Origin of the sequence: Sulfitobacter sp. 1A12157 (assembly GCF_043557345.1) — a bacterium.
In the GTDB taxonomy this organism is placed as follows: Bacteria; Pseudomonadota; Alphaproteobacteria; order Rhodobacterales; family Rhodobacteraceae; genus Sulfitobacter.
In genome coordinates, this window is sequence record NZ_JBIFFV010000005.1 from 23,102 (window position 1) to 49,476 (window position 26,375).

Sequence of the window (26,375 nt, forward strand, 5' to 3'; positions counted from 1 at the left end):
TCTCATGGTCGCACTCTCACGCCGTCTCTTTCTGGGGGGCGCCGCGCTTGCTAGCCTCGGCGGCGGGTCTTGGGTCTTTCGCCGGGCGCAGTTGCAGGACCGGGCGGAGGAACTCTATGCCACGCCGCTGAGCGCGCCTTCGGGTCCGATGCAGGTCTATCATCTGGGGCATTCGCTGGTGGGTCGGGACATGCCCGCGATGCTGGCGCAGTTGGCGGGGGCGGGGCATGGCTATCACAGCCAGACCGGCTGGGGCAGTTCGCTGCGCGACCATTGGGCGCCGGATGTGCCTGTGAACGGGTTCGAGCGGTCCAACGATCACGCGCGGCACCGGCCCGCCCGGGCGGCCATTGGCTCGGGCGATTACGACGCGGTGGTGCTGACCGAAATGGTCGAGATTGCCGATGCCATCCGCTATCACGACAGCCCCGATTACCTTGCCCATTGGGCGCGGCTGGCCCATGCAGCCCGGCCCGACACCCGCGTCTACCTTTATGAGACTTGGCACCATACGGATGACGGTCACGGCTGGCTGAACCGCATCGACCGGGACTTGGAGAAATACTGGCGGCGGCAGGTGATCTATCCCGCCTTGCAGCAAACGGAGGTGCCCATTCATCTGATCCCCGCGGGGCAGGTCATGGCGGCCTTTGTCCGTGCGGTCGGCGCCGCTGGCGGGGTGGGCGGTATCATCAGCCTGCATGACCTCTTTTCGCGCGATGAGAATGGCCGCCCCGATACGATCCACTTCAACGATCAGGGGGCTTACCTCGTGGCGCTGACCCATTACGCGACCCTCTATCACCGCGACCCGGCAGGATTGCCGCACGAATTGCTGCGCGCCGACGGCACCGCGGCGCAGGCCCCAAGCGCGGAGGCCGCGCGGCTGATGCAGCGGGTGGTCTGGGACGTGGTCCGCGCCCATCCCGACAGCGGGGTCGCGGCATGAGCGGTCTGGGCGGGCTGTTCTCGGTCCTGATGGTGGGGCACAGTCTTTTCGGGGCCGATGGGCCGGATATGCTGCAAGAGGCGCTGCGCGCCGGGGTGGGCCAAGGCGAGGTGCGCGCGCAGATCATCAACGGCGCGCCTCTGCGCTACAATTGGGATGAATCGGACCGGGCCGAGGGTGTCGATGCCCGCGCGCTGCTGCCCGAGGGGGACGTCACCCATCTCATCCTGACCGAGGCGATCCCGCTGGCCAATCATACCCGCTGGTCGGACACCGAAGTCTATGCGCAGGCCTTTTTGGGGCTTGCTGCAGCGGCCAATCCGGAAGTGAAAGTCTATCTCCAAGAGACTTGGCATTCGCTGAAAAGCGGCAGCGGGGAGGCGGTAGCCTATGACGATCACGCCCATATCCCGTGGCGCGAAAGGTTGGACAGCGATCTGCCCGCCTGGGAGGGGATCGTATCGGCGGTGCGCGCCGGGCGCAGTTCGGAGAAAGCCTCGATCGAGGTGATCCCAGCCGGGCAAGCGATGGCCCGGCTCTATGATGAAATCGCCGCCGATAACCTCCCCGAGCTGACCGGGATCGACGCGCTCTTTGCCGATGACATTCACCTGAACGACCTCGGCCATTACTTCGTCGCAATGGTGCAATATGCCACGCTCACAGGCACAGACCCGCTGGGTCTGCCGACGGATTTCAATGACCGCTGGGGCAAGGCTTTCGACACGCCGGAGCCCGATCTTGCCCGCGCCCTACAGCGGGTGGCCTGGGAGGCGGTGCGCGACTATCAGGGCGGTGCCGTGATGCCGGTGCCCCCCGCGACGCGGCCCGTGGCCAAGGACAACGCCCAGACCGCGCCGATTGCCCCGACCGGCCCGCCCGCGCCCAGCCCGGCCAGCGATGCGCCCGAGGCGGCAAAACCTCTCGATCCGTCAGCCCCTTTTGAAATCACGGCCCCCGAAGCGGCCGTCGCCGGCACCCGTGACATGGGCATCGGCCTCGCCGCCATTGCGGATTGGAGCGTGCAGGCCCCATTCCTCGACCTGATGAAAACCGCCCGCCCGTGGCTTGGGCATGTGGCCGGGCGCTTTGGCGGTATGGAATATGCGCAGCTGGTCGAAGGCGGCTATCTCGACGCCGAGGGCTGGCCGGTGAAGATGCCGCGTGAACTTGGCAGCATCGGCACGCTGATCCTCACCGACATGCCAGCGCAGGCAATGACGCTGAAGGGTCGCTATTTGCTCCGCTTCAAAGGGAAGGGCGTGATCGAGGTGACGGGCCGCGCCGAGAATGTGCGCTATGGCGGCAACGAGGTGCGGTTCGACTATGCGCCGGGGCCGGGCAGTGTCGACATTCGCATCCAGCGTATGCACCGGAACAACCCGCCGCGCGAGATCACCGTGGTCCGCGAAGACCGCGTGGCCGATTACGACGTTGGCGCGCGGTTCAACCCCGATTGGACGCAGCATCTGACGGGGATGAAGGTGCTGCGCTTCATGGATTGGATGGCCACCAACGACAGCCCCATCGCCACCTGGGAGGACCGCCCGCGGCCCGAGGACGTGACCTATGCCCTGCGCGGTGTCCCGGTGGAGGTGATGGTCGCGTTGGCCAATGAACTGGGGATCGACCCGTGGTTCAACATGCCGCATCTGGCGGATGATGGCTATGTGACCGCTTTCGCGACCTATGTCGAAGAGGCGTTGGCGGGCGAACGCAAAGCCTATGTGGAGTTCTCGAACGAGGTGTGGAACTGGCAATTCGCCCAGACCCAATGGGCCGATGAGATGGCGCAGGCCCGCTGGGATGAGGCCGAGAAGGGAATGCAGTTCTACGGTCTGCGGGCCGCCGACGTGGCGCGCATCTGGACGGATGTCTTTGGCGGAGAGGCCAAGGCACGGCTGCGCAATGTGATCGCGAGCCAAACCGGGTGGCTGGGGCTTGAGCGCGAAGCCTTGGAAGCGCCGCTCTACGTGGCTGAGCAGGCAGGCAACAGCGCCCCCGCCACCGCCTTCGATGCCTATGCGATCACCGGGTATTTCGGCGGCGTGCTAGGGTTGGAGGAGAATGCCGAAATGGTCAGCGGCTGGCTGGCCGATAGCCTTGCCAAGGCCCGCGCCGAAGGGGAGGCACGGGGGCTGAGCGGCGCGGCTTTGGCTGATTATATCGCGGCTCACCGCTTTGACGCGGCCACGGCCCGCGCGGCGGAGGCGCTCCGCAGTGGGCTGAAAACTGACACGCTGGCCGATCTCATTGGCCGCGTTTGGCCCCATCACGCTGCCGTGGCCCGGGCGCACGACCTCGATCTGGTGATGTACGAAGGCGGCAGCCATGTGGTTGGCCTCGGCGCGCAGGTGAATGACGAAGCGCTGACCGCCTTCTTCCACCATCTGAACTACACCCCCGAGATGGGCGCGCTCTATGCCGATCTGATGGCGGGCTGGCTGGCCGTGGGCGGGCAGCTTTTCACCCATTACGCCGATGTCTATGCGCCGACGAAATGGGGCTCTTGGGGGGCGCTGCGCTATCTGGCGGATGACAATCCGCGGTGGGACGCTTTGGCCGCATGGAAATGACCAGCGGCGCGTTCCACGGGGTGAGCGTGATGATCCCCGCCCATGATGAGGCCGACTGGCTGCCCGCCTGCCTCGACGCGCTCAGCGCCTCCGCACCGCTGGCGGGGCCGGTGGAGGTGATTGTCGTGGCCAATGGCTGCTCGGACGATACCGCCGAACGCGCCCGCGCGGCGATCCCGTCGTTCGAGGCGCGGGGCTGGGGGTTGCGGGTGTTGGAACTGGCCCAAGGCAGCAAGCTTGGTGCATGGAACGCGGGCGAGGCGGCGGCGCGGGGGGCGGTGCTGGTCTATCTCGACGCCGATGTGCTGGTTTCACCGCCCTTGCTGAGCCAACTGGAAAAGGCGCTGGCGGGGGAGGCGCCGCGCTATGGTAGCGGGGTGCCGCGGGTGACGACCTCGGGCGATTGGGTGACGCGCCATTACACGCGGTTTTGGCGCACGACCGGGTTCATGACCCATGGCGTGCCGGGCTTTGGCGTCTTTGCGATGAACCGCGCCGGGCGGGCGCGGTGGGGGGCGTGGCCCGATATCATCTCGGACGACACTTTCGCGCGGCTGAACTTTCGCCCCGAAGAGCGCATCGCCGTGCCCGCCCGCTATGACTGGCCGATGATCGAAGGTTTCGCGCCACTGGTGCGGGTGCGACGGCGACAGGATGCAGGCGTGGCCGAAGTGGCGCGGCTGTTCCCTGAATTGATGCGCAACGACGATCCCCATGACCGACTGCGCCCCTTTTGGCAGCGCGCGTTGGCCGATCCCTTGGGCGCGCTGGTCTTTGTGGCCGTGCGCCTCACGATCCATGCGCCGGTCCTGCGCAGTGCGAACCGTTGGGTGCGGGGGCGCTAGCGGGCGGCCTCTTGCATGTGCTGGGCGAGTTTCGCGGCCTCTCGGGCGACATCATGGCGTGCAAACACCCGCGTGCGGGCTTTTGTGCCCATTTCCTCTAACGCGGTGAGGGGGGCGTCGTGCAGGGCGGCCATCGCCTTGGCCAAGGCTGCCACGTCGCCTGCGGGCACGAGCCATCCGGTCTCTCCCGGCTGCACCAATTCCGGCGTGCCTGCGATATAGGTGGCGATCACGGGTCGGGCGGCGGCCATCGCCTCCATCACCACCATGGGCAGACCTTCGGCGAAACTGGGCATCACAAGCGCATGGGCGACGCCGAGTTCCGCCGTCACGCGGGCTTCATCGACCCAGCCGGTCAGGGTGACGCGTTCTTGCAGGCCGTGGCGGGCGACCTCGGCCTCGATCGGGCCGCGCAGGGGGCCGTCGCCGATCAGGGTCAGATGCAGATCGGGGTGGCTCTCGCGGAGCCGGGCCATGGCGTCGATCAGAGCAAGCTGGCCTTTCTGCTCTACAAGCCGGCCGATAGAGACAAGGCGGCGCGGGCCATCGGAGAGGGGGGCGGGGGCCGGGAATTTGGCGGGCTCGATGCCGCAATGCACGACCTTGATGCGCGGCCAATCCGCCGGGTCCGCCCAACGGCACAGCTGGCTGCGCCCGAACTGGCTGATCGCCACGGCGAAGGCCGCGTGGTGGGTTTTCGGACCGAGCGAAAGGGCGCGCGGGCTGTCAAATTCCTCGGGCCCATGGGTGGTGAAACTATAGCGCGGCCCGCCCAGCCTATGGCAAAGCATCGCCACCATCGCGGCGTTGGTGCCGAAATGGGCGTGCAGATGCTGGGTGTCACTGCCCTCAAGCCGGGTGCGCAGATAACAGGCTTCGGCGAGATAGATCAGATGGCGGGCCAGCCCCGTCTCGGCCCGTCGGGCGGCTTGCCAGACATCGCGCAGTGCTTGGCCGAACCGCCGCGGCGCGCGCAGCATCATGCGCAGACTGGCACGGGCGAGGGCGCTGCCACCGGCGGCCAGCACATAATGGGTCGCTGCCGCCTCGGCCTTGTCCTGCGGATCGACCAAAGGGACATCGGGGCCGCGCATGGCGAAACGGTCCACCTCATGGCCCGCCGCCTCTAGCGCCGCGATCTCGCGCCGGATGAAGGAATGCGAGGGCTGCGGATAGGTGTTGAGGATATAGGCGATCTTCACGGGCGGTGCGGCCTTGGCTTGGGGCTGATAAACCTAGTTACCCGCCCGCTTGCCACTGGCACAAGGGCGGGCAAGGCTTTAGGCTTTCGCAAAGAACTAACAAAGGCGCAGCAACGGGTGTTTTCCAAGCTTTCCCAAGCGGTAACGGGCAATCGCCTGATGGCACGGGCGCTGCGCTCGACCTCTTGGATCGTCTTGGGCTATGGCGGGTCGCAGGCGATCCGGCTGGCGTCGAACCTGATCCTGACGCGGCTGCTCTTTCCCGAAGCCTTTGGCCTGATGGCGCTGATACAGGTGGTGATCGTCGGGCTGACGCTGTTCTCGGACGTGGGCATCGCCCCCTCCATCGCGCAGAGCAAGCGTGGCGATGATCGGGATTTTCTCGATACCGCTTGGACAATCCAAGCAATCCGGGGGGGCGGTCTGTGGCTTGCCGCCACGGCGCTGGCATGGCCGGTGGCGGCATTTTACGATGAGCCTTTGCTGCTGACCTATCTCCCCATCGCGGCGCTGAGCCTGATTGTCGCCGGGTTCAACCCAACGCGGATCGAAACGGCGCATCGGCATCTGCAAATGGGGCGGCTCACGCTGCTGGACCTGACATCGCAGGTGATCGGCATTGTGGTGATGATCCTGGGCGCGGCGCTCTATCAATCGGTGGCGGCGCTGGTGGTCGGCGGCGTGGTAAGCGCCTTGGCGAAACTGGCGCTGACCCATGCCTTCCTGCCGGGGCCGGGCAACCGTTTTCGCTGGGAGCGTCCGGCGGTGCGCGAGTTGGTGCATTTCGGCAAATGGATCTTCCTGTCGACCATGTTCTGGTTCTTTGCCAGCCAGGGGGACAAGGCGATCTTGGGCAAGTTCCTCTCGCTCGAAGGGTTGGGCATCTACAATATCGGCTATTTTCTGGCCAGCTTTCCGCTGCTGCTGGGCCAGAATGTCACCGGGCGGGTGATGATCCCGATCTACCGAGAGGCGGGGGGCGGCGACCATCCCAAGCTCAAGCGGATGCGCTATGGGTTGAGCGGCGGGCTGCTGGCGCTTTTGGTGGTCATGGCGCTTGCGGGGCCGTGGCTGGTCTCGGTCCTCTATGACCCGCGCTACCTGCAAAGCGGCGCGATTCTGGTGCTGCTGGCGCTGGCGCTGATGCCACAGGTGATCGGGATGACCTATGATCAAGCGGCCCTTGCCGCGGGGGATTCGCGGCGGTTCTTCATCTCTTCGGCGTCAAGGGCCAGCCTGCAGGTGGGGCTGCTGCTGCTGGGGGTGATCACTGCCGGTTTGCCGGGGGCGCTCATAGGCTTGGGGGCCGCGATGGTGCTGTCGCATCTGGTGCTGATCTGGCTCGCACGGGCGCATGGCGTCTGGGACGCGCGGCATGATCTGTTCTTTACCCTCTCGGGGCTGGCGCTCGGCGCGCTGGCGCTTTGGTTGCATTGGGACCGGGTGTTGGGGCTGAGCGCCACGGTCTAAGGGGTTCAGCTCTTTTGCTTGCGGGCCATCCGCGCGGCGCGGCCTTCTTTGCCAGCCTTCAAACGCTCCTGCCAGACTTTGCCCAAGGTGCGGCGCTTTTCGCGCGGGCTAAGATCGGGGATCGAGACGACAGGGATCAACCCCGTCTCGCGTGTCATCTGCCGGGCCGAGCGGATCACCGGGCGGCGCAGTTCCAGCAGGAAGGCCACGATCAGCGCCAGCGCCACGCTGGCCATCCCGCCCACCGCCGCGCGTTTCTTGCGGCTGAGCGATACGGGGTAATCGGGCAATTCGGCCTGCTCCAACGTGATCAGCTTCTCGCCCCTTTGATCGGATTCGAGCGAAAAGCCTACCTCTGCCTCGTTCCGGCGGGCGGTGATCACCTCCAACTGATCTTGCAACTGGGTCAGGCGGCGGTCGAACCGGGCCAGCTCCCGCTCAACCTCGGGCGAGGTTTGCAGGCTGGCGGTCAGGGCTTCGCGCTGTTCTTGCAGCAGGTCGCGCTGCGTGGTCAGGCTTTCCAGCGTGGCATCCAGCTCGGCCTGTTCGCGGGCGATGGTGGCGGCGCGGGCATCGGGGTTGACCCGGTCGCGCGCCAGCCGCGTGGCGATGATTTCACGGTCAAGTTCAAGAATGGCGTCATTGAGACTGCTGATCTCGCCGCGGCGAAACTCAAGACTGCCTTCGAGCGAGAGGTCGTTTTCGGTGCGATAATCCGCCAATTCGGCCTCAAGCTCCGAAATGTCGCGGATCAGGTTCTGCTCTTGGCGCTGGAAAAACTCCAAGGTTTCTTGCGTCTGGCTTTGACGTCGGGCGGCGGACATCTGGCGCGTGCGGTCAGCGAATTCGCGGGCCACGGCCTGCGCATCGGCGGGGTTGTCCATCTCGGCGGTGAAGGTCATGACCGAGATGGTGCCGTCATCGGCAAAGCCCTCGCGCGGGGCGGCCACGCCGGTGATGGTGACCGAACGGCGCAGCAGATCAACCTTTTCCGACATGCGCAATGCGGTCAGATCGCCATAAAGATCAAAGCGTTGAATGATATCGACCAAGGTGCCGCGCGCCATCAACTGCTGTTCGATCAATTGCAAACGGCGCGCCGAAGAGCCTTCGACCGTGGAGGGGGCCAGATCATTGGCGATTTTTGGCTGCTCGATCTGGATAACTTCGGAAGATTGGTAGACATGCGGCGTCGAAAGCGCCCAATAGACCGAGGCGATGCAGCCCATAAGTGTGATCAAAATGATCACACCCGCGCGGCGGCGGATCATGTCGATGATGTCATCGAATGTATAGATCGGTCCCATGTGCCTCTTTCCAACCTGCTCAAAGCCCCCGACCGTTGCCCGGCGGAGTTTCCCTGCCTAGATCAGATGACTTGGGCGATAATAGGGCGCAAGCAAGGACGGCGACAGGGGGTGTCAGGCATATTTCGGCAGGCTGGAGGCCCGCGCCCGGTTCAGCACGATGCCCAGAAGCGGCACCTGACCTTCGAGCATCCGTTCGCATTCGCGCAGGTGACGCGCCATGGTCTGGCTGCCGTCGGAGATCAGCAAAACACCGTCCAATTGCGGCAAGAAGGCCGAGAGATCGTCATGCTCCAACATCGGCGGCATGTCGTAGAGGACGATTTCAGGCTGGAGCGAGGCGCGCAGGCGCAGCAGGGTTTCCGCCGTGGCGCTGTCTTGCAGGATTTCGGCGGCGTTCACTTCGGCCCGGTCGTTCAGGCCGAGGGCCAGCGTGTCGCTCACCCGCAACATCCCCTTGCCGAGGTCGGCACGGCCACTGAGCAGATCGCTCATCGCGCCGGGGGCGTGCATGTCAAAGGCGCGGGCCAGACCGGGGCTGCGCATGTTCATGTCCATCAACACGGTGCGCGAACCCGGCACCCGCGAAAGGCTCAGCGCCAAATTGGTCGCCGAAAAGCTGTTGCCGCAGCCCGAGGTGGGGGCGGTGACGGCGATATTGACCCAGCGATGTTCTAACGTGGTTTGACGCAGGCGCGTGCGCAGCAGGTCAAAGGCCCGCGCGGCGGCGCTGTTGCGGTGATCATCGACCAGTGGCATGTCGCCGCCGGGGCCGGGGGTGGCGATGGGCAGGTCTTGCCAGCGCGGTGCGCGCGCGTCCCCGATGTAGCGGGACACGGCAGGGGCGGCGGGCAGGCTGTCTTCGAAAGTCAGATCGCCTTCGGTGAAATCGCCGTCGAACTCATCCTCATGGTCGATCACGGTGCGGCGCGGGCGGATGCTGTGGCGCATCCCCGGGCCGCCGAATTGCGCCGTCACATCGCTGTTGTCCGCGCCGAGGGCATCGGATGCGTAGAGGTCTCTCATCGTCTTCCCTTTCGATTTTTTGAACATAAGGCGCTGAATTTCTCACTATTGCCGGGCGCGGCGAGCATCGCTCAGCACCCGGTCCGGCGCAAGACGACGCCAACGGTTTTCAGCAGAATGGTCAAGTCCATCGGCAGCGACAGGTTGCGGCGATAGGCGGCGTCGACCTCATTGCGGTAGGTGAAACGGCTGTTGTTGCGCGCCGAGACCTGCCACAAACCGGTGATGCCGGGGCGCAGTGCGAAATAGGCTTTCGCATCGCCGTACATTTCAAGCTGGTCGGGCATCATGGGGCGCGGGCCGATCAGGCTCATGTCGCCTTTCAGCACGTTCCAAAGCTGCGGCAGCTCATCCAGCGAGGTTGCCCGCAGGAAAGCGCCCACCCGCGTGATGCGCGGATCGTCTTTCAGCTTTTGCATCTCATCCCATTCGGCGCGCATCGCCGGGTTCGCGGCGAGGTAGCCTTCCAGGACCGCGTCGGCATCGCGCACCATGGTGCGCAGCTTCAGGATGGAGAAGCCTTTGCCCCCCCGGCCAAGGCGCTTTTGCGTATAAAAGGGCTGACCGCTTTCGATCCACAACGCCAGCGCGCAAAGCGCGATGATCGGCAGAGCGATGGGCAGGGACGCGAGGATCAGCAGCCGGTCGAGCAGCGGTTTCGCGTAGCGGCCATAAAGGCCGGTCGGACGCAGACGAAGGGCCGCCAGCGCGCGCGGCGTGGGCAAAACGGCAGCCCCCGCCACGGCAGGCTGCGCGCGGCCCAGCACCGGACCGGCGATCACTTCCATCGAGCCATAGGCATGGCTGTGTGCGTCAAAGTACTTCATTCCAAACCCCCCGGGGTTCCATCGCATTCATTCGGACCGATCCGGTCCACGGCGCTTTCACACCGTTCCAACTCAACAGCCTATCCGGCCTATACGTTCAGGTAGGATATGTATGATTTGTTACCACCTTTTCGCCTTATTCGATCCTTTTTCTGGGAAACAGATTGTTTCGCGGGGCGGCGGGTTGGTGGGGAATTTCCAGCGATTTGGGGGCGTTGTGGGAGGTTCATGGGGCGGGAGGAGCATGCGGCCTGCGATGCTGTAGAACGCATTTGCGGCGGAACTAGGTTGTTAAGTAATTGATATGGATAATATTTATGGATTCCCGGACTTCAGGGAGCGGGTACATCGGTTCCTTCAGCAGCAAGATTTCCGCCAGCCTATGCGCGTTTGGACGAGGTGAAGACCGAGGCGCAAACCGCCGCCCAACGCGCAATTCTCACAATAATGTCAGCGCGATAAATGGGCGACAGTTGGGCGCGGACAGCGGATTGGCGTCTGCGAAAAGCCCCAGACCGACGGCGCGATTCCGAGGGGATTCTTCGAGGCCTCTGGGGCTAATCTCTGCTTTTGGAGGGGGATAAAAGTGGCAGCCCGTAGGGGAATCGAACCCCTCTTTCCAGGTTGAAAACCTGGCGTCCTAACCGATAGACGAACGGGCCACTCTTTGTCAGGTCAGTGCAGCGTTTGGTGTGTGCTGCTCTGTCTGTGAGCGGACGTTTAAGTAATACTGCGGGGGGCTGCAAGCGGAAAAATGAAGTTTCTTCAGAAAAAGTTTTCAGGCCCGTGCGGCGTCTTCCAAACGCAGTTGAACGGTCCGCCGACCGCGGAAATTGTTAATGTCGAGACGGCCTGCGAGGTGGAAACGCGCGCCGCCGTGGTTTTCCAGCGCGGGCCCGAGAGGGCCATCATAGGCGCCAAAGGAAATCGCCTCGAGGTTCGCGCCCAGCCCGTCGCCAAAGCTCACTTTCAGGTGGTTCTCGCCCACCCGTTTGGCAAAGCGGATTTGCATGTCCGCAAAGGCATAGCGCGGGGCAGGGGCGCCGGCGCCGAAGGGGCCGGCTTGGTCGACCATCTCGGCCAGTTCCACGGTGGCCGCGCCGGGCATCATCATACCGCAGAGGTTAAGGTCAGCAGGTCCGGCCAAATGCGCGCCCTGTTTGGTGAGCAATTCGCCCAAGCGCGCCATCGCCGCTTCGATTTTGTCTTCCGCCACGGTCAGCCCTGCTGCCATCTTGTGCCCGCCGCCCTTGATCAGCAGCCCTTCGGCGGCAAGGCGTTGGATCGGCGCGCCGAGGTCGATGCCGCTGATCGAGCGGCCCGAGCCCTTGCCGATGCCGTCTTCGATGCCGATGACGATAGAGGGGCGGTTGGCGGCTTCTTTCAGGCGTGAGGCGACGATGCCCACCACGCCGGGGTGCCAGCCGGGGCCAGCGGCCCATGCCAGCGGCCCGTCAAAGCCGCGTTCTTCGGCCTGTGCCATGGCGCTGGCGCGCACGGCGGCCTCAACCTCGCGGCGGTCGGTGTTGAGCTGGTCGAGCCGTTCGGCGAGGGCCGCGGCCTCATGCGGATCGGCAGTGGCCAAAAGCCGCGCGCCAAGGTCGGCCTGCCCGATGCGCCCGCCCGCGTTGATGCGGGGGCCGAGCAGAAAGCCGAGGTGATAGGCCGTGGGGGCGGTGTCCATCCGCGCTACATCTGAAAGGGCGGCAAGACCGGGCCGGGCGCGCCGGGCCATGACCTTGAGCCCCTGACGCACGAAGGCGCGGTTGACGCCGGTGAGCGGGGCCACATCGGCGACGGTGGCCAGCGCCACCAGATCGAGCATCGCCAGCAGGTCCGGCCCCTTGCGCCCCGCTTCGCGCAGTTGCCGCCCCACTTCGACGAGCATCAAGAACACGACTGCAGCGGCGCAGAGATGCGCCAGCGTGCCGTCTTCGTCCTGTCTGTTGGGGTTCACCACGGCCAGCGCATCGGGCAGCGTTTCGCCGCCCAAGTGGTGGTCAAGCACGATGACATCCGCGCCCTTGGCGGCGGCGATGGGGCCATGGGACAGCGTGCCGCAGTCGACACAGACGATCAGGTCGTGCTCGGCGGCGAGGGCGGACATCGCCTCGTCATTCGGGCCATAGCCCTCGTCGATACGGTCGGGGATATAGAGGGTTGCACGGTGGCCCATGTCGCGCAGCCAGACCAGCAGCAGCGCGGCGGAAGAGCCGCCGTCCACGTCATAATCCGCGAAAATCGCGATGCGCTCGCGGTTTTGCAGGGCCGAAAGAAACCGCGTCGCCGCCGGCTCCATATCGCGCAGGGAGCGGGGATCGGGCAGCAGGTCGCGCAGGGCGGGGGCCAGAAAGCCCGCCGCTTGGGCATCGACCACGCCGCGGAGCGCCAGCACTTGGCACACCGGGTCGGGCAGGCCCGCGCGCTGCACCAGCAGTTCCGCCGCGCGGGTCAGTTCCACGTCAGGACCGATCCAGCGCCGCCCGGTCAAAGATGTTTCGACACCGAGAAAGCTCATGCGGACCTCATTTGGCCGTTATGGAAGGGGGTGGGGAGGGCCAGTCTGGCCCTCACTCCGCCGGGGTGCGGTAGTTGATGCGACGGACCGAGCCGGTGCGCGAGCGCATGATCAGCGTCTCGGTGGTCAGCCAGCCCGGCTCGCGTTTCACGCCCGGCAGGATGTTGCCGCCGGTGACGCCTGTCGCGGCAAAGATCACGTCTTGGGTGACCATCTCGTCGCGCGAATAGATGCGGTCGAACTCGGTGATCCCGGCCTTGGCGGCGCGGCCCTTTTCGTCTTCGTTGCGGAACAGCAGGCGGCCGTACATCTGCCCGCCCATGCATTTCAGCGCCGCGGCGGCCAAGACGCCCTCGGGCGCGCCGCCTTGGCCCATATACATGTCGATGCCGGTTTCGGGGTCGGCGCAATGCATCACGCCCGCCACGTCCCCATCGGTGATCAGACGGATGGCCGCACCGGTGGCGCGGACCTCGGCGATCATATCGGCGTGGCGGGGGCGTTCGAGGATGCAAACGGTGATGTCGGACGCCGCGCAGCCCTTGGCGCGGGCCAGCGCTTCGACACGTTCACCGGGGCTCATGTCGAGGGTGACGACATCGGTCTCGAAGCCCGGGCCGATCGCCAGCTTGTCCATATAGGTGTCCGGCGCGTGCAGCATGGAGCCGCGCGGGCCCATGGCGATCACGGTCAGCGCGTTGGGCATGTCCTTGGCGGTCAGCGTGGTGCCTTCCAGCGGGTCGAGCGCGATGTCCACGCCGGGGCCGTTGCCGGTGCCGACCTCTTCGCCGATATAGAGCATCGGGGCCTCGTCCCGCTCACCTTCGCCGATGACCACGACGCCTGCGATATCGAGCATGTTGAGCTGTTCGCGCATGGCGTTCACGGCGGCTTGGTCGGCGGCTTTCTCGTCACCCTTGCCGATCAGCTTGGCCGAGGCCAGCGCGGCGGCTTCGGATACGCGGGCGAGGCCCAGAGAGAGCATACGGTCTTGGAATTCGGCGGAAGCGGTCATGGAGTGTCCTTGGGTGCAATGTGTTTTCTGTCCTGTACCCTCGCGCGGGCCTCGGGGCAAGTTTTGGGTTGGGAGAGCGGCTGCCACTTCGGTCGAAACTGCCACCCCGGCCCGGAATCAAGCCGCGGCCGCCGGGCCATCGCCTGCCCGCCCCGTCACGCCGAAGGCGTGCCGTCATTTACGGCGCACCTCGGACACGACCGGATAGGCGATTTTGTGGTTCCCTCGGGCGCACACCATGGCTGAGCCATAGAGTGGCAGGTAGCGCAGTTGGATCGCCCACCCGCGGGCGGGCGATGGCCCTCTCCGTTCAGACCTCTTCGATGCGCAGCGCCACCGGTTCACCGGCCAGCACGCCGGTTTTGTCCATATTCGCCAGCGCTTCCAGCAGCGCGTCGCGGCTGGTCTTGTGGGTCACGATCAGCACGGGGGCCGAGACATCGGCATGTTCATACTGGCGCATCCGGTAGATGCTCACACCCGCTTCGCCTAGCACTGTGGCGATCTTCGCCAATGCACCGGGTTTGTCGACCAGCGCCATGCGCAGGTAGTAGGGGGCAGGGCGCTGGCTGCTGGCGGGGGTGGTTTGCTCAAGCGTTTCGGCAGGTTGGCCAAAGACCGGCCCGCGCAACCCGCGCGCGATGTCGCAGACATCGGCCATCACGGCGCTGGCCGTCGGCCCTTCGCCCGCGCCTGCACCGCGCAGCACGATCTGGCCCACGGCATCGCCTTCGATCACCACCATATTGGTGCCGCCGTCAAGTTGCCCCAAGGGCGAGGTCTGCGGCACAAGGCAGGGCATCATCCGCTGTTCCAGCCCGCGCCCGGTTTTCTGGGTCACGCCCAGCAATTTGATCTTATAGCCCATATCGGCGGCGGCGCGGATGTCTTCGATGGCGACCCGCTCGATCCCCTCAAGCTGGATGCCGTCAAAGTCGATCTTGGTGCCGAAGGCGATAGAGGACAGGATCGCCAGCTTATGCGCCGCGTCGATGCCGCCCACATCTAATTGCGGGTCGGCTTCGAGATAGCCCAGCCCATCGGCCTCGGCGAAGATCTCTTGATAGGTTTTGCCCGAATCCTCCATCCGCGTGAGGATGTAGTTGCACGAGCCGTTCATCACACCCATGATCCGGGTGATCTCATTCCCGGCCAGCCCCTCCATCAGCGTCTTGATGACCGGAATGCCGCCCGCCACGGCGGCCTCATAGCGCAGCGCCACGCCTGCGCCTTCGGCCTGTTCGGCCAGCGCTTGGCCGTGCATTGCCAGCATCGCCTTGTTCGCGGTGACCACATGTTTGCCCGCCGCCAGCGCGGCTTCGGTCGCGGCCTTGGCGGGGCCATCCGCGCCGCCCATGAGTTCCACGAAAACGTCCACGTCGTCGCGGGTCGCCAATTTGACGGGGTCATCCTCCCAATCATAGGAAGACAGCGACAGCCCGCGATCCTTGTTCCGAGTGCGGGCAGAAACCGCCGAGACCGTCATCGCGCAGCCGGTGCGGGCCTCTAACAGGGCGGCCTGCTGGCGCAGAATGCGCAGCACACCCACGCCCACGGTTCCCAATCCGGCAATCCCGAGGCGAAGCGGCTTAAACATGGCGGTGGTCCTTCTGGTCTGATCCGAAAGGCCCGGCAGGCGGGGCCGGGCATAGCCGCGATGTAGCGGGTTCGGCGCCTGCGTGCAACGCGCATACGCATCACGGGGATGCCCGTTTATTCAGCGCTTTCGCTGGTCTCGGCGGCTTGGCGTGCGCGCCGTAGCTCGGCGGCACGCGCTCTGAGCCGCGCCACCCGTGCGGCAGTGGCGGATTGGGTGCTCGTGCGGCTCAGCCGCGCCGCGCGGGCTTCGAGATTGGCCGCGCGCCCCGTGAGCGCCGCCTCGGTCCGCGCCGGGTCAATCCGCCCGGCGGTGGCCTTGGCCAAAAGCGGGTCGATCGGGACCAGATCGGGGTAGGGGGCGGCCTCCAGTTCAGGCGTGATCGTGCGGTCGAGCGCGGGAAACTGCGTGCAGCCCGCCAGCAGCGAGACGCCCAGAAACAGGGCGATGGTTGAAAGGGGGCGGGGGAGGCGCGCTTGGGTCATGCCTCGTTCTGCCCCAGCCGTGATCTTCGCGCAAGCGGGGTTTGCTTTTGAACGCTTGTTCATTAAATTGCCGCCATGGCAAGAACCACAGGCTCCCACTCCGATATCACCGGCCCGCGTGTCCGCGCAGCCGCGCTGCGGCTTTTCGCACGGGGCGGCTATGCCGCCGTGTCCATGCGTGCCATCGCCGCCGAAGTCGGCGTGCAGGCCGGGGCGCTCTATAACTACACGCCCGACAAGCAGAGTCTGTTGTTCGACCTGATGCAGGCGCATATGACCGATCTGCTGGCCGAAACACCCCATGACCCCAGCCGCCCCGCCATGCAGCAGTTGCAGGATTTCGTGGCCTTCCACATCCGGTTTCACGCGGATCGGCCCGATGAGGTTTTCATCGCCTATATGGAGCTGCGCAACCTCACGGAGGAGAATTTTGCCGTGATCGAGCGGCTGCGCCGCGACTATGAGGACCGCCTTGAAGCGATCCTGCGCGCCGGGGTGGCCAGTGGCGATTGCGCCGTCGCCGATACCAAGATCGTGACGCTGGCGATCATCGCGATGCTGACGGGGGTGAATACTTGGTATCGCGCGGGCGGACGGCTGTCGCTGGACGAGGTCGTAGCACAATATTGGGATATGGTGCGCAAAGCCGTGACCGCCTGAGCGGCCACGGCCCTTTGGGTCAATGGGCGGGGCGGATGAAAGTCCCGTTGTTCAGATCCCGCATTGCCTGTTGTATCTCGGCGCGGGTGTTCATCACGATCGGCCCGTGCCACGCCACCGGCTCTTCAATCGGCGCGCCCGAGATCAGCAGGAAACGCACCCCTTCCTCACCGGCCTGCACCGTGACCTCATCGCCGGTGCCAAAGCGGATCAGCGTCCGATCGCCCGACATGTCGCGGATGTTGACCTCTTCGCCGGCGACCTCTTTCTCAAGCAGCACGCCCGAAGGGGCGGAGGCATCGGCGAAAGCGCCCGCGCCTTGGAAGACATAGGCAAAGGCCCGGCGGTAGGTGTCGATGCGAAAGGTCTTTTTCACGCCCGCAGGCACGAAGACATCCAGATACTGCGGATCGGCGGCGATGCCGTCGACGGGGCCGCGTTTGCCCCAGAACTCGCCGGTGATGATCTTGACCCTCGTGCCGTCGTCATCGGTCACCACCGGGATATCGGCGGATTTCATATCCTGATAACGCGGTGCGGTCATCTTCTGGGCCGAGGGCAGGTTGCCCCAAAGCTGGAAGCCGTGCATCTGCCCCTTGTCGTTCCCGCGTGGCATTTCTTGGTGCAGGATGCCCGATCCGGCGGTCATCCACTGCACGTCGCCCGCGTTGAGATCGCCGGTATTGCCGAGCGAATCCGCATGGGCCACGGTGCCTTCGAGCACATAGGTGATCGTCTCGATCCCGCGGTGCGGGTGCCAAGGGAAGCCCTTTTCGAAGTCGCGCGGGTGCTCGTTGCGAAAGTCGTCGAACAGCAGAAAGGGGTCAAGCTCCGACGGATCGTGGAAGCCGAAAGCGCGGTGCAGTTTCACCCCGGCGCCTTCCATCGTGGGCGTGGCGCGACGGGTTTCCAATGTGGGTCTGAGGGACATGATGCTCTCCTTTGCGGTTGCTTAGAAGATAGGCGGTGGCGGTCACCTCAACAATTGGCCCCGGCGAACGGAGGCTGTGCAAATTTGCGCAGCTTCAGCAATTCGGCACATTCACCGCCAGCCCGCCGAGGGAGGTTTCCTTGTACTTCTCGCTCATGTCCGCGCCCGTTTGGCGCATGGTTTCAATACAGGCATCGAGCGGCACAAGATGCGTGCCGTCGCCGCGCAGCGCTAGAGAGGCCGCCGAGACCGCCTTGATCGCGCCCAAGCCGTTGCGCTCGATACAAGGCACCTGCACCAGCCCTTTGACCGGGTCGCAGGTCATGCCGAGGTGATGCTCCAGCGCGATTTCGGCGGCGTTTTCGATCTGCTGCGGGGTGCCGCCCATCACGGCGCAGAGCCCGGCGGCGGACATGGCGGCGGCGCTGCCGACTTCGGCCTGACAGCCCGCCTCGGCGCCTGAGATCGAGGCGTTGTATTTCACCAGCCCGCCAATCGCGGCGGCGGTCAGCAGGAAGTCTTCGATATGCGCCTCTGACGCGCCGGGGACGTGGTCGAGGTAATAGCGCAGGGTGGCGGGCATCACACCTGCGGCGCCGTTGGTCGGCGCGGTCACGACCTGCCCGCCAGCGGCGTTCTCCTCGTTGACGGCCATGGCATAGACGCTCATCCAATCGTTGATCGTATGCGGCGCGGATTGGTTCTGTCCGCGCTCCGCCATCAGCGCGTCGTAAATGCCCTTGGCACGGCGTTTCACATTGAGCCCGCCGGGCAGGGTGCCCTCGGAGGTCAGCCCCCGGTCGATGCAGTCACGCATGACCTGCCACAGCCGTTTGCTGCCGGCGCGCAGGTTCTCGGCCCCGCCACGGGCCTCTTCATTGGCGCGTTTCATGCCCGCGATGGTTTTACCGGATTTGGCCGACATCTCAAGCATCTCCGCGGCGGACTTGAAGGGGAAGGGCACCGGCGCGCCCTCATCCGTGTCCTTTCCCGCGGCCAGTTCCTTTTCGGTCATCACGAAGCCGCCGCCGATGGAATAATAGGTCTCGCGCAGGGCAACGTCGCCTTGGGCATCGGTGGCCATCAGCATCATGCCGTTGGCATGGCCTGTAAGCTTGGTGTCATAGTCAAAGATCATGTCGCGCTCAGGGTCAAAGCGCAGTTCGGGCAGGCCGTCGACGCTGATGCGGCGGGTCTGTTTGATCTCTTCCAACACCCTCTCGGCGGCTTCGGCGTCATAGTCCTCGGGCGTGAACCCGGCGAGGCCGAGGATCGTGGCGCGGTCGGTGGCATGGCCCACGCCGGTGAAGGCCAGACTGCCATGCAGCGAGGCGCGCAGCCCGGCGAATTGAAAGGGCGATGCGCGCATCTGGTCAAGGAAGCGCCCGGCCGCCACCATCGGCCCCATGGTATGCGAAGACGAGGGGCCGATGCCCACTTTGAACATGTCGAAGACCGAAAGAAACATCAGGTGGCGGACCCTTTTATGGTTGCGGGTGGCGGGCGCGGTGAGACGGGTATCGCCCAGACCTTTGGCGCATTGCAAGCGGCCTGGGCCCGATCCAACCATTTCCCGCCGTCCTGCGGCGCGCCGAAAGCGACAGGCCGTGCGCTCTGCCCGTCCTGTCGGCCTGCGGCACCGGCAAAAACCGCCGACTTGCCCCTCGCACCCTATGCCAATTCGCCCTATAACGCGGCAAACGCCTGCAAGGGAGCACCCGATGTCCGGAGACCTATCACCGATCGACAAGGCCAAATTCGTGGCTGCGAAACGGGCGTGCGACTTCGTGGAAGACGGGATGCGCGTGGGGCTTGGCACCGGATCGACGGCGGCGTGGCTGGTGCGCTGTCTGGGCGAGATGGTACGCGACGATGGGCTGCGGATCAAAGGGGTGCCGACCTCCTCGCGCACGGCGCAACTGGCGCGGGATGTGGGGATCGAGGTGATCTCGCTCGATGAGGCGAAATGGCTCGACCTGACGATTGACGGGGCGGATGAATTCGACGGTGACCTGAACCTGATCAAGGGCGGCGGTGGGGCCCTGCTGCAAGAAAAGATCGTGGCGACGGCCAGCGACCAGATGGTGGTGATCGCCGATATAGGCAAGGAGGTGCATCATCTGGGCGCATTCCCCCTGCCGATCGAAGTGATTCCCTTTGGCTGGCAGACCACGCAGGCGCTGGTCGAAGAGACATTGATCTCGATGGATGTGCTGGGCCAAAGCTCGACCCTGCGGATGAACGGCGAGGTGCCTTTCATCACGGACGAGGGGAACTACATTCTGGACCTGCGGCTGGGGCGCATCGGCAACGCACGGCAATTGGCGCTGGTGCTGAATCAGATGCCCGGCGTGGTGGAAAACGGTCTGTTCATAGATATCTGTGACGCGGTTGTGATCGGCTACGGGGATGGCAGGGTCGAGGTGCGCGACATAAATGAAGGCACCGTGGCGACCGACCGCTTGGAATTCGTCGAGACCGACAATCTGTTTTCCGACCTGAGCGATTAACGCACCCAGAGTGAGACACGCGCGATCCCGCGCAACACCGAAACATGCGCGATCCCGCGCAAGACCGAAATATGCGCGATCCCGCGCGAGACCCAAAACGACTGAGAGAGGCGCCCAATGGCCAAGAATGAATTCGACTACGACCTGTTTGTCATCGGTGGCGGCTCGGGCGGTGTGCGCGCGGCGCGTGTCGCGGCGGGCGAACATGACGCCAAGGTCGGACTGGCCGAGGAAGACCGCTATGGCGGCACCTGCGTGATCCGGGGCTGCGTGCCGAAAAAGCTGATGGTCTTTGCCTCGGGCTATGCCGACGTGGTGGATGAGGCGAAATGCTTTGGCTGGGATCTCAAGGCCGGGCCGTTTGACTGGCATGACTTCAAGGGCCGTCTGAACACTGAGTTGGACCGCCTCGAAGGTGTCTATCGCAAGCTTTTGAAGAACTCCGGCGTCGACACATTCGACACCCGCGCGCGGATCAAAGACCCCCATACCGTGGCCCTGTCCGACGGCACCGAGAAGACCGCGAAACACATCCTCATCGCCAGCGGTGGCCGCCCCGTGCGCCCCGAGATCGAGAATGCGGAATTGGGGCTGGTCTCTGACGATCTGTTCCATCTGGAAAAACTGCCCAAGTCGATCCTCATCATCGGCGGCGGCTATATCGCCTGTGAATTCGCCTGTATCCTCAATGGTTTGGGTGTCGAGGTGACGCAATACTACCGCGGCGCGCAGATCCTGCGCGGCTTTGACGACGAAGCCCGCGGCATGGTGGCCGAGATGATGCAGGAAAAGGGGATCGACCTGCATCTGGGCACCAATATTCTGGAAATGTCGCCCAGCCACGAAGACGGCAGCGGCCCGATGAAGGTCAAGCCGACCAACGGCACCGAAAAGATGTTCGACCAAGTGCTCTTTGCCACAGGCCGCCGCCCAAACAGCGATGACATGGGGCTGGAAGAACTGGGGGTGAAGCTGGGCCGCAGCGGTGAGATCGAAGTAGATGAATACAGCCAGACGGCGGTGCCTTCCGTCTATGCCATCGGCGACGTGACCAACCGCATCAACCTTACCCCCGTGGCGATCCGCGAAGGCATGGCCTTTGTCGAAACCGTCTTTGGCGGCAACCCGACGCCGGTGGATCACGATCTGGTGCCCTCGGCCATCTTCACGCAGCCCGAGATGGGCACCGTGGGGCTGAGCGAGGAGGCCGCGCGGGAGGCGGGGCCGATCGAGGTCTATGCGACCTCCTTCAAACCGATGCAGGGCGCCTTTGCGGGCAAGGCGGACCGGGTGCTGATGAAGCTCATCGTCTGCGCCGAGACGCGGGTTGTGCTGGGCTGTCATATCGTCGCACCCAATGCGGGCGAGTTGATCCAGATGGTCGGCATCGCGGTCAAGATGGGCGCCACGAAAGAGCAGTTCGACGCCACCTGCGCGGTGCACCCGACCATGTCCGAAGAACTGGTGACGATGCGTAATCCGACCCGCACGGCTTGAATATCACGCGAAAGCGTACAATTTTTGGAACGATAGGCCGCATGGGCGGCCCAGAGGGGAACATATCAATGGCAGGAAATTCGCAAGGCCCCTGGGGGGGCGGCGGAGGCGGCAACCGGGGCAACGGCGGAGACCGGGGCAACGGGGGTCGCAACGACGGGCCGCAGGGTCCACGCGGGCAGGGCGGTGACCGCCCCCAGATGCCCGAGATCGACGATCTGGTGCGCAAGGGGCAAGAGCAGCTGCGCGTCTTGATGGGCGGCCGTGGCGGCGACCGGGGCAATGGCACCGGCGGCGGCGGTCGTGGCTCTGGCGGGCCGGGCGTGACACGCTCGACCCTTGGAATCGCGCTTCTGGCCGGTGTGGCGCTTTGGGGATTTGCCAGCTTCTACACCGTGCGGCCCGAACAGCAGTCGATCGAACTGTTCCTGGGTGAATTTTCCGGCATCGGCACCGAGGGTCTGAACTTTGCCCCATGGCCGCTGGTCACGGCAGAGGTTTTCGACGTCACCACCAACCGCACCGAGGAGTTGGGCGTGCGGCGCGGCACGGGGGGCAACGAGGGCTTGATGCTGACCACCGATGAAAACATCGTCGATATCGACTTTCAGGTGGTCTGGAACATCAAGAACGCGCGTGATTTCAAATTCTCGCTGCGCGACCCCGAAGCCTCGGTCCGGGCGATCTCGGAATCCGCCATGCGCGAAGTCATCGCACAGTCCGAACTGGCGCCGATCCTCAACCGGGACCGTGGCGCGGTGGCGGATCGGGTGAAGGAACTGATCCAGACCACGCTCGACAACCGCAAGACCGGCATCAACGTGCTGCGTGTCAACGTGAACAAGGTCGACCCGCCCAGCCAGACCGTGCAGGTCACCGATGCCAATGGCAATACCACCACACAGTCGGTCGTCGATGCCTTCCGCGACGTGCAGGCCGCCGAGCAGGAGCGTGACCGGGTCGAGCGTCAGGCCGACGCCTATGCCAACCGCCGCACCGCCGAGGCACGCGGTGAATCCGCGCAGCTTCTGGAAGCCGCCGAAGGCTACCGTGCCCGCGTCGTGAACGACGCGGTGGGTGAGGCCAGCCGCTTTGAAGCGGTGTTGGAAGAATACCGCAACGCGCCGGATGTGACGCGCAAACGTCTGTATCTTGAGACCATGGAAAAGGTGCTGGGCGACGTGGATAAGGTCATCCTCGAAAACGGCAGCGGCCAAGGTGGGCAGGGCGTCGTTCCCTATCTGCCACTCAATGAATTGCGGCGCGGCGGAGGGTCGAACTGATGCGGAAAACAAGTCTTATCATCCCCATCGTGGTGATCGCCATCGTGGGTATCCTGTCGGCTGTCTTTGTGGTGGATGAGCGCGAGAAGGCGCTGGTGCTACGCTTTGGCCAGATCAAACAGGTTCGCAACGAGCCGGGCATCGGGTTCAAAGTCCCGCTTTTGGATGAGGTCGTGCGCTACGAAGACCGCATCCTGTCGCTGGAAACCCCGGTGATCGAAGTCACCCCCGCCGACGACCGGCGCCTTGAGATCGACGCCTTCGTGCTCTACCGCATCGACGATATGGTGCAGTACCGTCAGGCTTTGGGTGCAGGCGGCGAACGTCAGGCCGAAAGTGAGATGGGCGGCATCATGGAAAGCCAAATCCGTGCCGTGCTCGGCTCGCAGGGGGTGACCTCCAACACCATCCTGTCGCCCGAGCGGTCGGACCTGATGGAGCAGATCCGTGTTCGCGCCGATGCCCGCGCAGAGGCGCTTGGCCTCAAGGTGGTGGACGTGCGCCTGCGCCAGACAAACCTGCCCGAGCAGAACTTTGACGCGACCCTGCAACGGATGATCGCCGAGCGGGAGCGTGAAGCGACCGATGAGCGCGCCCGTGGCCGCGAAGCCGCGCAGCGCGTCATCGCCCTTGCCGACCGGACCTACGAAGAGATCCTCTCGGAAGCCCGTCGTGACGCGCGGATCATCGAAGGTGAGGCGGACGCTCAGCGGAACAACATCTTCGCACAGGCCTATGGCAAGGATCAGGAATTCTTTGAATTCTACCGCTCGCTCAGCGCCTATGAGCAGGCTTTGCAGGGGCAGAACTCGACCATGGTGATGTCGCCGGATAGCGAGTTCTTTAACTACCTGCGTTCGGATCGCAGCGCCACGACCTCGGTCGATGCGTCTGCACCGCCGCAGCCCTCCGCTGCCGATGCGCCCGCGGCGGAGCCTGCGCCCGAGGCGGATCGCGCTGATGCGGCAGAGGACACGCAGGAAGAAGTCGCCCCCGCGGCGCCCGTCACGCCAGCGCCCGCCGCACCGGAGGCTGAGACGGATCAGCCAGCGGCAGCGCAAGAATGACGCTGGTTTTACTGGCTCTCGGGTCGGTTCTGATATTCGAGGGGCTGGTGTACGCACTGGCCCCTTCGTTTTTGGAACAGATGCTCGAAATCCTCCGCCGCATCCCTGAGGCGGCGCTGCGCCAGCTTGGCGCGCTGGCGGTGGTGGCCGGGTTGATCTTGGTCTGGCTGGCCTTTCAACTGGGGCTTTGACGCCGCGCAGGCGGGGTGGATGAGCGTCCGTTTTGCCCTTGCCCTCTCGGGCCGAGGGCGCAAATCCTCACGCGCCTACCCGTTGAAATGCCCGTGATCGGCCCCATCTTTGCTGTTGCAGCGCGTCCTTTCGGAATGCACTCTGCCCACGTTGGCAACAACAGGAACAATCAGGAGACGATGAATGCAGGCCAAGGCGGTTTCCCTGTCCACAACAGCACAACACACCCAATGGATGCGAGCGATGGCAATGGGGGTGATGGCGCTGACCCTCCTGATCCTGCAAGCCAGCATGGCGCTGGCCAAACCCGAAAGCCTTGCCCCGCTGGCCGAAAAAATCAGCCCTTCGGTGGTCAATATCACCACCTCAACCACGGTTGAGGGCCGCACCGGGCCGCAGGGCATCGTCCCCGAGGGCTCGCCCTTCGAAGACTTCTTTCGCGAGTTTCAGGACCGCAACAATGGCGAAGGCAACCGGCCCCGCCGTTCCTCGGCGCTTGGCTCGGGTTTCGTGATTTCCGAAGACGGCTATGTGGTGACCAACAACCACGTCATCGAAAGCGCAGATGAGATCACCATCGAATTCTTCTCGGGCGAAGAGCTGGTCGCCAAGGTCATCGGCACCGACCCCAAGACCGACATCGCGCTTTTGAAGGTCGAAGCCAAACAGCCGCTGCCCTTCGTCTCTTTCGGCGACAGCAACGCCGCGCGTGTGGGCGATTGGGTCATCGCGATGGGCAATCCGCTGGGGCAGGGCTTCTCGGTCTCGGCGGGCATCGTTTCGGCGCGCAACCGGGCGCTGTCGGGCACCTATGACGACTACATCCAGACCGACGCCGCGATCAACCGGGGCAACTCGGGCGGGCCGCTGTTCAACATGGATGGCGAGGTGATCGGCGTGAACACCGCGATCCTGTCGCCCAACGGCGGCTCCATCGGCATCGGTTTTTCGATGGCGTCGAATGTCGTCACCCGCGTGATTGACCAGTTGCAGGAATACGGCGAGACCCGCCGTGGCTGGCTGGGCGTGCGCATTCAGGACGTGACCGACGATGTGGCCGATGCCATGGGCCTCAAGAAAGCCGTCGGCGCCTTGATCACCGATGTGCCCGAAGGGCCTGCGCGTGAGGCGGGGCTCAAGACCGGCGACGTGATCAAATCCTTCGACGGTGTCGAAGTGGTCGATACCCGTGGTCTGGTCCGTCAGGTGGGCAATAGCCCCGTGGGCGCGACGGTGCGCGTGACCGTGCTGCGTGATGGCAAGACCCAGACCATCAAGGTCGTGCTGGGCCGCCGCGAAGAGGCCGATGGCGCTGTGCCTGCCGATATGGACGAAAACGCCGATGACGGCACCGAAGCCGAGCCGCAGTCGACCATGCTGATGGGCCTGACCCTGATGCCGCTTACGGATGATCTGCGCGCGGAACTCGGGGCCGATGACGATATGACCGGCCTTGCCGTGACGGATGTGGATCAAACATCTGAGGCCTTCGAGAAGGGCCTGCGCATGGGCGATATCATCACCGAAGCGGGGCAGGAGCAGGTGTCGAGCATCGCCGATCTTGAAGCCCGGATCGCCGCGGCGAAAGAGGCGGGCCGCCGCTCTCTCCTGTTGCTGGTACGCCGGGGTGGCGACCCACGTTTCGTGGCGCTGTCTTTGGCGGAGTGAGCTGCCGGAACGGTTGGGAAAGGGCGCCTGCGGGCGCCTTTTTGCGTTACAGGGTCAGCCGTCTTGTCGAGGCACCGCCACCAGTCCAAGCGCCCGTGCCGTGCTCAGCGACAGAACCTCGCTGTTCGGCCCCTGCTGAGCCTGATAGCGTCGAACCGCCGCCCGTGTCGCTTTGTCCATCTCGCCAGTGATTGGCCCGGCGTAAAACCCCCGCGCCTCGAGTGCCCGTTGCAGGCTGCTGTTGAACTCGGGCGTCAGCACGTCGGGGCAGGGGGTTTCGAACCAGTTGTCGACCCGCGCGCGCACGATCTCTTGCCGGGTCTCGGTCTTGTAGACGGGCGGATTGGCGATGCTGCCATCGGGGTTCATCTTGGCCGGAGTCACTTCGACCTGTTCGGTCACCGTCTCGATTACCGCGGGGCTGACCGTGCGGCCCCAGCAGCTTCCCTCCGGCGCGCCCGCGGGGCCGTTGCGGGTAGCCTCCAACACCCCCGGCTCAGGGCGAGGCGTGGCCGGTGCCGTTGTCTCGCAACCCGCCAAGGCCGCGACGGTCAGCAGCAAAGCGGCGCAGCGCCGCGTGGTTCTGGGGGGGAGGGGCTGTGTCATGCCGGTCTCTCGGGCTCGCCTGTTGTTCGCGGGCAGACTAGCCGGATGCGTGGGCCTTGCCCACCGCAATGTCGGGCGCGCCGTGACCTTGCGAAAAGGGGGCTGGAACCGGCTGCCATAGCCCGTTAAACAAGGCCGAACTTT

General features: G+C 64.8%; 22 protein-coding genes and 1 tRNA gene. 11 read left to right on the top strand and 12 right to left on the bottom strand.

Annotated elements, in window-relative coordinates; translation table 11 throughout:
* The first annotated feature begins 4 nt into the window (after nt 1–4).
* Genes ACGYLC_RS10265 through ACGYLC_RS10275 form a run of 3 tightly spaced genes read left to right on the top strand, consistent with a single transcriptional unit; the run spans nt 5 to nt 4,370 of the window.
* On the top strand, nt 5–949 hold the full coding sequence (locus ACGYLC_RS10265) for a hypothetical protein (RefSeq protein ID WP_394422879.1): 945 nt from the start codon (nt 5–7) through the stop codon (nt 947–949).
* Nucleotides 946–3,525 carry a hypothetical protein gene (locus tag ACGYLC_RS10270; protein WP_394422880.1) on the top strand — a complete coding sequence of 860 codons (2,580 nt, stop codon included), beginning with the start codon at nt 946–948 and terminating at the stop codon, nt 3,523–3,525. Before ACGYLC_RS10265 ends, ACGYLC_RS10270 begins: the two co-directional genes overlap by 4 nt.
* Nucleotides 3,516–4,370, top strand: coding sequence for a glycosyltransferase family 2 protein (locus tag ACGYLC_RS10275; RefSeq protein WP_394422881.1), 855 nt, complete (start codon nt 3,516–3,518; stop codon nt 4,368–4,370). The genes ACGYLC_RS10270 and ACGYLC_RS10275 overlap by 10 nt, the downstream gene beginning before the upstream one ends.
* Here the strand turns inward: ACGYLC_RS10275 and ACGYLC_RS10280 are convergent.
* Nucleotides 4,367–5,572, bottom strand: a complete 1,206-nt coding sequence (locus ACGYLC_RS10280; RefSeq protein ID WP_394422882.1) for a glycosyltransferase — start codon at nt 5,570–5,572, stop codon at nt 4,367–4,369. The two genes, ACGYLC_RS10275 and ACGYLC_RS10280, sit on opposite strands and share 4 nt — an antisense overlap.
* Before the next feature lie 159 nt (nt 5,573–5,731).
* Here ACGYLC_RS10280 and ACGYLC_RS10285 point away from each other — a divergent pair, with 159 nt between their 5' ends.
* Nucleotides 5,732–7,042 carry an oligosaccharide flippase family protein gene (locus tag ACGYLC_RS10285; RefSeq protein WP_394423024.1) on the top strand — a complete coding sequence of 437 codons (1,311 nt, stop codon included), beginning with the start codon at nt 5,732–5,734 and terminating at the stop codon, nt 7,040–7,042.
* A gap of 5 nt (nt 7,043–7,047) precedes the next feature.
* On the opposite strand, the gene ACGYLC_RS10290 is transcribed toward ACGYLC_RS10285, so the two are convergent.
* The 8 genes from ACGYLC_RS10290 to ACGYLC_RS10325 all read right to left on the bottom strand — a co-directional run bounded on the left by ACGYLC_RS10290 (nt 7,048) and on the right by ACGYLC_RS10325 (nt 15,817).
* Entirely contained in the window at nt 7,048–8,349 is a 1,302-nt protein-coding gene (locus ACGYLC_RS10290; RefSeq protein ID WP_394422883.1) for a GumC family protein, read from the bottom strand.
* A 114-nt stretch (nt 8,350–8,463) separates the two neighbouring features.
* Nucleotides 8,464–9,375: a CpsD/CapB family tyrosine-protein kinase gene (locus tag ACGYLC_RS10295; protein WP_394422884.1), complete on the bottom strand. Its 912-nt coding sequence runs from the start codon at nt 9,373–9,375 to the stop codon at nt 8,464–8,466.
* A 71-nt stretch (nt 9,376–9,446) separates the two neighbouring features.
* Nucleotides 9,447–10,163 carry a sugar transferase gene (locus tag ACGYLC_RS10300; protein WP_394423025.1) on the bottom strand — a complete coding sequence of 239 codons (717 nt, stop codon included), beginning with the start codon at nt 10,161–10,163 and terminating at the stop codon, nt 9,447–9,449.
* A gap of 626 nt (nt 10,164–10,789) precedes the next feature.
* Nucleotides 10,790–10,864: transfer RNA gene (locus tag ACGYLC_RS10305), tRNA-Glu, on the bottom strand.
* A 116-nt stretch (nt 10,865–10,980) separates the two neighbouring features.
* Entirely contained in the window at nt 10,981–12,720 is a 1,740-nt protein-coding gene (gene recJ / locus ACGYLC_RS10310) for a single-stranded-DNA-specific exonuclease RecJ (RefSeq protein ID WP_394422885.1), read from the bottom strand.
* A 52-nt stretch (nt 12,721–12,772) separates the two neighbouring features.
* Nucleotides 12,773–13,735 (bottom strand): class II fructose-bisphosphatase, encoded by a 963-nt coding sequence (glpX, locus tag ACGYLC_RS10315; RefSeq protein ID WP_394400056.1) that lies wholly within the window; start codon nt 13,733–13,735, stop codon nt 12,773–12,775.
* Nucleotides 13,736–14,045: 310 nt separating this feature from the next.
* Nucleotides 14,046–15,332 (bottom strand): homoserine dehydrogenase, encoded by a 1,287-nt coding sequence (locus ACGYLC_RS10320; protein ID WP_394422886.1) that lies wholly within the window; start codon nt 15,330–15,332, stop codon nt 14,046–14,048.
* Nucleotides 15,333–15,448: 116 nt separating this feature from the next.
* Complete coding sequence (locus ACGYLC_RS10325; RefSeq protein WP_394422887.1) at nt 15,449–15,817, bottom strand: hypothetical protein; 369 nt, start codon at nt 15,815–15,817, stop codon at nt 15,449–15,451.
* 75 nt (nt 15,818–15,892) lie between these two features.
* On the opposite strand from ACGYLC_RS10325, the gene ACGYLC_RS10330 reads away from it, so the two are divergent.
* Nucleotides 15,893–16,477, top strand: a complete 585-nt coding sequence (locus tag ACGYLC_RS10330; RefSeq protein WP_394422888.1) for a TetR/AcrR family transcriptional regulator — start codon at nt 15,893–15,895, stop codon at nt 16,475–16,477.
* A 19-nt stretch (nt 16,478–16,496) separates the two neighbouring features.
* On the opposite strand, the gene ACGYLC_RS10335 is transcribed toward ACGYLC_RS10330, so the two are convergent.
* Nucleotides 16,497–17,408 (bottom strand): pirin family protein, encoded by a 912-nt coding sequence (locus ACGYLC_RS10335; RefSeq protein ID WP_394400048.1) that lies wholly within the window; start codon nt 17,406–17,408, stop codon nt 16,497–16,499.
* A 94-nt stretch (nt 17,409–17,502) separates the two neighbouring features.
* Complete coding sequence (locus tag ACGYLC_RS10340; protein ID WP_394422889.1) at nt 17,503–18,876, bottom strand: L-serine ammonia-lyase; 1,374 nt, start codon at nt 18,874–18,876, stop codon at nt 17,503–17,505.
* A 253-nt stretch (nt 18,877–19,129) separates the two neighbouring features.
* On the opposite strand from ACGYLC_RS10340, the gene rpiA reads away from it, so the two are divergent.
* The 6 genes from rpiA (at nt 19,130) to ACGYLC_RS10370 (ending at nt 25,625) form a co-directional block, all read left to right on the top strand.
* Entirely contained in the window at nt 19,130–19,918 is a 789-nt protein-coding gene (gene rpiA / locus ACGYLC_RS10345) for a ribose-5-phosphate isomerase RpiA (RefSeq protein ID WP_394400044.1), read from the top strand.
* A 117-nt stretch (nt 19,919–20,035) separates the two neighbouring features.
* Nucleotides 20,036–21,415 carry a glutathione-disulfide reductase gene (gene gorA / locus ACGYLC_RS10350; RefSeq protein WP_394422890.1) on the top strand — a complete coding sequence of 460 codons (1,380 nt, stop codon included), beginning with the start codon at nt 20,036–20,038 and terminating at the stop codon, nt 21,413–21,415.
* A gap of 68 nt (nt 21,416–21,483) precedes the next feature.
* Nucleotides 21,484–22,698 (top strand): FtsH protease activity modulator HflK, encoded by a 1,215-nt coding sequence (hflK, locus tag ACGYLC_RS10355; protein WP_394422891.1) that lies wholly within the window; start codon nt 21,484–21,486, stop codon nt 22,696–22,698.
* Complete coding sequence (hflC, locus tag ACGYLC_RS10360; RefSeq protein WP_394422892.1) at nt 22,698–23,765, top strand: protease modulator HflC; 1,068 nt, start codon at nt 22,698–22,700, stop codon at nt 23,763–23,765. The genes hflK and hflC overlap by 1 nt, the downstream gene beginning before the upstream one ends.
* The gene (locus tag ACGYLC_RS10365) at nt 23,762–23,956 is read left to right on the top strand and encodes a DUF2065 domain-containing protein (protein ID WP_394422893.1); all 195 of its coding nucleotides are present in this window, start codon (nt 23,762–23,764) and stop codon (nt 23,954–23,956) included. Before hflC ends, ACGYLC_RS10365 begins: the two co-directional genes overlap by 4 nt.
* Before the next feature lie 235 nt (nt 23,957–24,191).
* A complete protein-coding gene (locus ACGYLC_RS10370) occupies nt 24,192–25,625 on the top strand; it encodes a Do family serine endopeptidase (RefSeq protein ID WP_394423026.1) in 1,434 nt (477 codons plus the stop codon).
* A 54-nt stretch (nt 25,626–25,679) separates the two neighbouring features.
* Here the strand turns inward: ACGYLC_RS10370 and ACGYLC_RS10375 are convergent, their stop codons facing one another.
* Entirely contained in the window at nt 25,680–26,231 is a 552-nt protein-coding gene (locus ACGYLC_RS10375; RefSeq protein WP_394422894.1) for a peptidoglycan-binding domain-containing protein, read from the bottom strand.
* Between the last annotated feature and the right edge of the window lie 144 nt (nt 26,232–26,375).

Bases quoted from the DNA above. Each gene is read 5' to 3' on its own strand.
- ACGYLC_RS10330 (WP_394422888.1), top strand. From the start codon at position 15,893: ATGGCAAGAACCACAGGCTCCCACTCCGATATCACCGGCCCGCGTGTC.
- ACGYLC_RS10335 (WP_394400048.1), bottom strand. From the start codon at position 17,408: ATGTCCCTCAGACCCACATTGGAAACCCGTCGCGCCACGCCCACGATG.
- ACGYLC_RS10300 (WP_394423025.1), bottom strand. From the start codon at position 10,163: ATGGAAGTGATCGCCGGTCCGGTGCTGGGCCGCGCGCAGCCTGCCGTG.
- rpiA (WP_394400044.1), top strand. From the start codon at position 19,130: ATGTCCGGAGACCTATCACCGATCGACAAGGCCAAATTCGTGGCTGCG.
- ACGYLC_RS10295 (WP_394422884.1), bottom strand. From the start codon at position 9,375: ATGAGAGACCTCTACGCATCCGATGCCCTCGGCGCGGACAACAGCGAT.
- glpX (WP_394400056.1), bottom strand. From the start codon at position 13,735: ATGACCGCTTCCGCCGAATTCCAAGACCGTATGCTCTCTCTGGGCCTC.
- ACGYLC_RS10265 (WP_394422879.1), top strand. From the start codon at position 5: ATGGTCGCACTCTCACGCCGTCTCTTTCTGGGGGGCGCCGCGCTTGCT.
- ACGYLC_RS10270 (WP_394422880.1), top strand. From the start codon at position 946: ATGAGCGGTCTGGGCGGGCTGTTCTCGGTCCTGATGGTGGGGCACAGT.
- ACGYLC_RS10375 (WP_394422894.1), bottom strand. From the start codon at position 26,231: ATGACACAGCCCCTCCCCCCCAGAACCACGCGGCGCTGCGCCGCTTTG.
- ACGYLC_RS10285 (WP_394423024.1), top strand. From the start codon at position 5,732: ATGGCACGGGCGCTGCGCTCGACCTCTTGGATCGTCTTGGGCTATGGC.
- hflC (WP_394422892.1), top strand. From the start codon at position 22,698: ATGCGGAAAACAAGTCTTATCATCCCCATCGTGGTGATCGCCATCGTG.
- ACGYLC_RS10320 (WP_394422886.1), bottom strand. From the start codon at position 15,332: ATGTTTAAGCCGCTTCGCCTCGGGATTGCCGGATTGGGAACCGTGGGC.
- ACGYLC_RS10275 (WP_394422881.1), top strand. From the start codon at position 3,516: ATGGAAATGACCAGCGGCGCGTTCCACGGGGTGAGCGTGATGATCCCC.
- ACGYLC_RS10340 (WP_394422889.1), bottom strand. From the start codon at position 18,876: ATGTTTCTTTCGGTCTTCGACATGTTCAAAGTGGGCATCGGCCCCTCG.
- ACGYLC_RS10325 (WP_394422887.1), bottom strand. From the start codon at position 15,817: ATGACCCAAGCGCGCCTCCCCCGCCCCCTTTCAACCATCGCCCTGTTT.
- hflK (WP_394422891.1), top strand. From the start codon at position 21,484: ATGGCAGGAAATTCGCAAGGCCCCTGGGGGGGCGGCGGAGGCGGCAAC.
- ACGYLC_RS10365 (WP_394422893.1), top strand. From the start codon at position 23,762: ATGACGCTGGTTTTACTGGCTCTCGGGTCGGTTCTGATATTCGAGGGG.
- ACGYLC_RS10290 (WP_394422883.1), bottom strand. From the start codon at position 8,349: ATGGGACCGATCTATACATTCGATGACATCATCGACATGATCCGCCGC.
- recJ (WP_394422885.1), bottom strand. From the start codon at position 12,720: ATGAGCTTTCTCGGTGTCGAAACATCTTTGACCGGGCGGCGCTGGATC.
- gorA (WP_394422890.1), top strand. From the start codon at position 20,036: ATGGCCAAGAATGAATTCGACTACGACCTGTTTGTCATCGGTGGCGGC.
- ACGYLC_RS10370 (WP_394423026.1), top strand. From the start codon at position 24,192: ATGCGAGCGATGGCAATGGGGGTGATGGCGCTGACCCTCCTGATCCTG.